The sequence below is a fragment of the Ruegeria sp. BF12 genome, from assembly GCF_056538705.1.
Genome location: NZ_JBQFTP010000035.1, coordinates 1 through 4,454 on the forward strand (window position 1 = coordinate 1; position 4,454 = coordinate 4,454).

3 protein-coding genes are annotated in these 4,454 nt (G+C 62.6%); all 3 read left to right on the forward strand.

Features of this window, described 5'->3' with window-relative positions; all coding sequences use genetic code 11:
- A partial coding sequence (gene gcvT, locus ACR0J0_RS23425) for a glycine cleavage system aminomethyltransferase GcvT (RefSeq protein ID WP_480666393.1) occupies nucleotides 1-1,090 on the forward strand: 1,090 nt, incomplete at its 5' end.
- An 18-nt stretch (nucleotides 1,091-1,108) separates the two neighbouring features.
- On the forward strand, nucleotides 1,109-1,474 hold the full coding sequence (gene gcvH / locus ACR0J0_RS23430) for a glycine cleavage system protein GcvH (protein WP_480666394.1): 366 nt from the start codon (nucleotides 1,109-1,111) through the stop codon (nucleotides 1,472-1,474).
- Nucleotides 1,475-1,588: 114 nt separating this feature from the next.
- Nucleotides 1,589-4,447: an aminomethyl-transferring glycine dehydrogenase gene (gene gcvP / locus ACR0J0_RS23435; protein WP_480666395.1), complete on the forward strand. Its 2,859-nt coding sequence runs from the start codon at nucleotides 1,589-1,591 to the stop codon at nucleotides 4,445-4,447.
- Nucleotides 4,448-4,454 lie beyond the last annotated feature (7 nt).

Here is a 4,454-nt window from a genome sequence, read left to right on the forward strand (position 1 = left end):
CGCATTGAAACGCACGCCCCTTTACGACTTACACGTTGAGTTGGGAGGTAAGTTGGTTGATTTTGCTGGGTGGGAGATGCCTGTTCAGTATCCGTTGGGGATTATGGGAGAGCATAAGCAGTGTCGTGAGAAGGCGGCGTTGTTTGATGTGTCTCATATGGGTCAGGTGATCCTGCGGGGTGAGAATGTGGGTGAGAAGCTGGAAGCGCTTTGCCCGCAGGCTTATGCGACGCTGAAGGAAGGCAAGGCGCGGTACGGGTTCTTCACGAACGAAGAAGGCGGGATCATGGATGACCTGATCGTGTCGAACGCGGGGGATCACTATTTTGTGGTGGTGAACGCGGCGCTGCGTGATCAGGACATTCCGCATATGCGCGACAATCTGGACGGTGTCGAAGTGACCGAGATCTTCGACCGCGCGCTGGTGGCGGTTCAGGGTCCTGCGGCGGAAAACGTTGTGGGTGAGCTCTGCCCGGCGGCGCGGGATCTGAAATTCATGGAAACCACCGTGGCCGATATCAACGGTGTCGAATGCCGCATCTCGCGTCTGGGCTATACCGGCGAGGACGGCTACGAGATCTCGATCCCCGAGGACAAGGCGATCGAGGTCAGCAAGGCGTTTCTGGCGCATGAGGATTGCGAAGCCGCCGGTCTGGGCGCGCGCGACAGCCTGCGGCTTGAGGCGGGCTTGTGCCTTTATGGCAATGACATCGACCAGAGCACCTCGCCGATCGAGGCCTCGCTGAGCTGGGCCATTCAAAAACGCCGCAAGGAAGAAGGCGGCTTTCCAGGCGCCGAACGGGTACAAAAGGAACTGGCCGAAGGCCCCGCCAAAAAGCTGGTTGGCATCAAGCCCGAAGGCCGCGCCCCGGCGCGTCAGGGCGTCGAGATCCAGTGTGCCGAGGGCAACACGATCGGCCAGATCACCTCGGGCGTGTTTGGCCCCACGGTCGGTGGACCGGTGGCGATGGGCTATGTGTCCAAGGGCCATGGCGAGCCGGGCGAGGTGGTGAACCTGATCATCCGGGGCAAGCCGCAGCCGGCGCAGATCGTGGCGCTGCCCTTCGTCAAACAGAATTACAAGCGTTGAAGTCAGGAGAGAGACAAGATGGCAACCTATTATTCCGAAGAGCATGAATGGCTGACCGTTGAGGGTGACACGGCCACGCTGGGCATTACCGCACACGCGGCCGAGCAACTGGGTGACGTGGTGTTCGTGGAACAGCAGGAAGCAGGTGACGAGTTCGAAAAAGGCGGCGAGATCGGCGTGATCGAATCCGTCAAGGCGGCCTCCGAGCTGTACGCGCCGGTCGATGGCGAGATTACCGAGGTGAACGAGGCGCTGGCCGACAACCCCGGCGCGCTGAACGAAGACCCCGAGGGTGAGGCCTGGATCTACAAGATCAAGATCGCGGACGCGTCGCAACTCGAAGATCTGATGGACGAGGCCGGCTACAAGGCCTTCATCGGCTGAGCCTCTGCGGGGGTCCGGATCTGGACCCCCACCCGTTCGGGCCGGAGCGGCCCGCATTCTATCGGAGGCTGCCGCAGTCTCCGCCAGACCTGACTTATTCATAGGAGCGCTGCAATGGCCTTCAAACTGACCGATTACGAAGCTTATGACTTTGCCAATCGCCGCCACATCGGGCCCAGCCCGACCGAGATGCGCGACATGTTGCAGGTGATCGGCTTCAAGACGCTGGACCAGCTGATCGACGCCACCGTCCCGCCCGCGATCCGGCAGAAGGAACCGCTGGACTGGGGTCCGGCGATGACGGAACGCGACGCGCTGTTCCACATGAAAGAGGTGGCGCGCAAGAACAAGGTTCTGACCTCGCTGATCGGTCAGGGATACTATGGCACCACCACGCCGGCGCCAATCCTGCGCAACATCCTGGAAAACCCGGCCTGGTACACCGCCTATACGCCCTATCAGCCCGAGATCAGCCAGGGCCGGCTTGAGGCGCTGTTGAACTTCCAGACCATGGTCAGCGACCTGACCGGGCTGGACGTGGCCAACGCATCCTTGCTGGACGAAGCCACAGCTGCGGCCGAAGCCATGGCGATGGCCAAGCGCGGTGGCCGGTCCAAGGCCAATAACGCGGCCTTCTTTGTCGACAAGAACTGCCATCCGCAGACCATCGCGGTGATCAAGACCCGGGCTGAGCCTCTGGGCATCGACGTGCAGGTCGCCGATCCGGATACGCTGGATGCGGGATCGGTCTTTGGCGCGATCTTCCAGTATCCCGGCACCCACGGCCATGTGCGCGACTTCACCAACGAGATTGCGGCGCTGCATGAACATAAAGCCATCGCGATTGTGGCTGCCGACATCCTGTCGCTGGCGCTGCTGAAATCTCCTGGTGAGATGGGCGCGGATATTGCCATCGGCTCGACCCAGCGCTTTGGCGTTCCGATGGGCTATGGCGGCCCGCACGCGGCCTATATGGCAACCACCGACAAGCTGAAGCGGTCCATGCCGGGTCGGATCATCGGCGTCAGCATCGACAGCCGCGGCAACAAGGCCTACCGCCTGGCGCTGCAGACCCGCGAGCAACACATTCGTCGCGAGAAAGCCAACTCGAACGTCTGCACCGCGCAGGCGCTGCTGGCCGTTATCGCCTCGATGTATGCGGTCTATCACGGCCCCGACGGCATCAAGGCCATCGCGCAATCGGTGCACCGCAAGACCTCGCGACTTGCCGCCGGTCTGGAAGAGGCGGGTTTTGCCGTCGAGCCAGAAGTGTTCTTCGACACCATCACCGTTGAGGTCGGTCACCTGCAGACTGTCGTGATGGAGGCCGCTGTGGCCCGCGGTGTGAACCTGCGCAAGGTTGGCGATACGAAAGTGGGCATCAGCCTGGACGAACAGACCCGCCCCGAGACCATCGAGGCCGTCTGGGGTGCCTTCGGCATCGACAAGAAGGATGACAGCAAGAAGAACCGCGCATATCGCCTGCCGGACTACGCGCTGCGCGAAAGCGAGTACCTGACCCACCCGATCTTCCATCAGAACCGGGCCGAGGCCGAGATCACCCGCTATATGCGTCGTCTGGCCGACCGCGACCTGGCGCTGGACCGCGCGATGATCCCGCTGGGGTCCTGCACCATGAAGCTGAACGCCACGATCGAGATGATCCCGGTCACCTGGCCCGAGTTCGGCAATCTGCACCCGTTCTGCCCCGAAGATCAGGCGCAGGGCTATCACGAGATGATTGCCGATCTGAACGACAAGCTGTGCCAGATCACCGGCTATGACGCGATCAGCCAGCAGCCCAACTCGGGCGCGCAGGGTGAATACGCAGGCCTGCTGACCATCCGCAACTACCACTTCGCCCGCGGCGAAGGGCATCGCAATGTCTGCCTGATCCCAACCTCGGCGCATGGCACCAACCCGGCCTCGGCCCAGATGGTGGGCTGGCAGGTTGTGCCGGTGCAGGCGGATGACAAGGGCAACATTGATCTGAATGACTTCCGCGCCAAGGCGGAAAAGCACTCCGATCATCTGGCCGCCTGTATGATCACCTATCCGTCCACCCATGGCGTGTTCGAGACCACCGTGCAGGAGGTCTGCCAGATCACCCATGACCACGGCGGTCAGGTCTATATCGACGGCGCCAACATGAACGCCATGGTGGGTCTGTCGCGTCCCGGTGACATTGGCGGCGATGTCAGCCACCTGAACCTGCACAAGACCTTCTGCATCCCGCATGGCGGCGGCGGCCCCGGCATGGGTCCGATCGGCGTCAAGGCGCACCTGACCGAGCATCTGCCCGGCCACCCGGAATACGGCACCGCCGTGGGTCCGGTCTCGGCGGCACCCTTTGGCTCTCCGTCGATCCTGCCGGTCAGCTGGGCCTATGTGCTGCTGATGGGCGGCGCGGGTCTGACCCAGGCCACGAAAGTGGCGATCCTGAACGCCAACTACATCGCGGCACGTCTGCAGGATGCCTACCCGATCCTCTACACGTCCGAGACGGGCCGTGTGGCGCATGAATGCATCCTCGACACCCGACCCCTGGACGAGGCGGCCCATGTCAGCGTCGACGACATCGCCAAGCGTCTGGTCGATTCAGGCTTCCACGCGCCGACCATGTCCTGGCCGGTGGCGGGCACCCTGATGGTGGAGCCCACGGAATCGGAACCCATGGCCGAGCTGGATCGCTTCTGCGACGCCATGCTGTCGATCCGGGCCGAGGCACAGGACATCATCGACGGCAAGATCGATGCGGAGAACAACCCGCTGAAAAACGCCCCCCACACGGTGCGCGACCTGGTCGGCGACTGGGACCGCCCCTACACCCGCGAACAGGCCTGCTTCCCCCCAGGCTCCATGGGCGTCGACAAATACTGGTCCCCCGTCAACCGCGTCGACAACGCATACGGAGACCGAAACCTCGTCTGCACATGCCCACCAATGTCAGAATACGAAGAAGCCGCCGAGTAAAAACGCG

Coding starts and splice junctions, on each gene's coding strand:
- gcvH (WP_480666394.1), top strand. CDS start 1,109: ATGGCAACCTATTATTCCGAAGAGCATGAATGGCTGACCGTTGAGGGT.
- gcvP (WP_480666395.1), top strand. CDS start 1,589: ATGGCCTTCAAACTGACCGATTACGAAGCTTATGACTTTGCCAATCGC.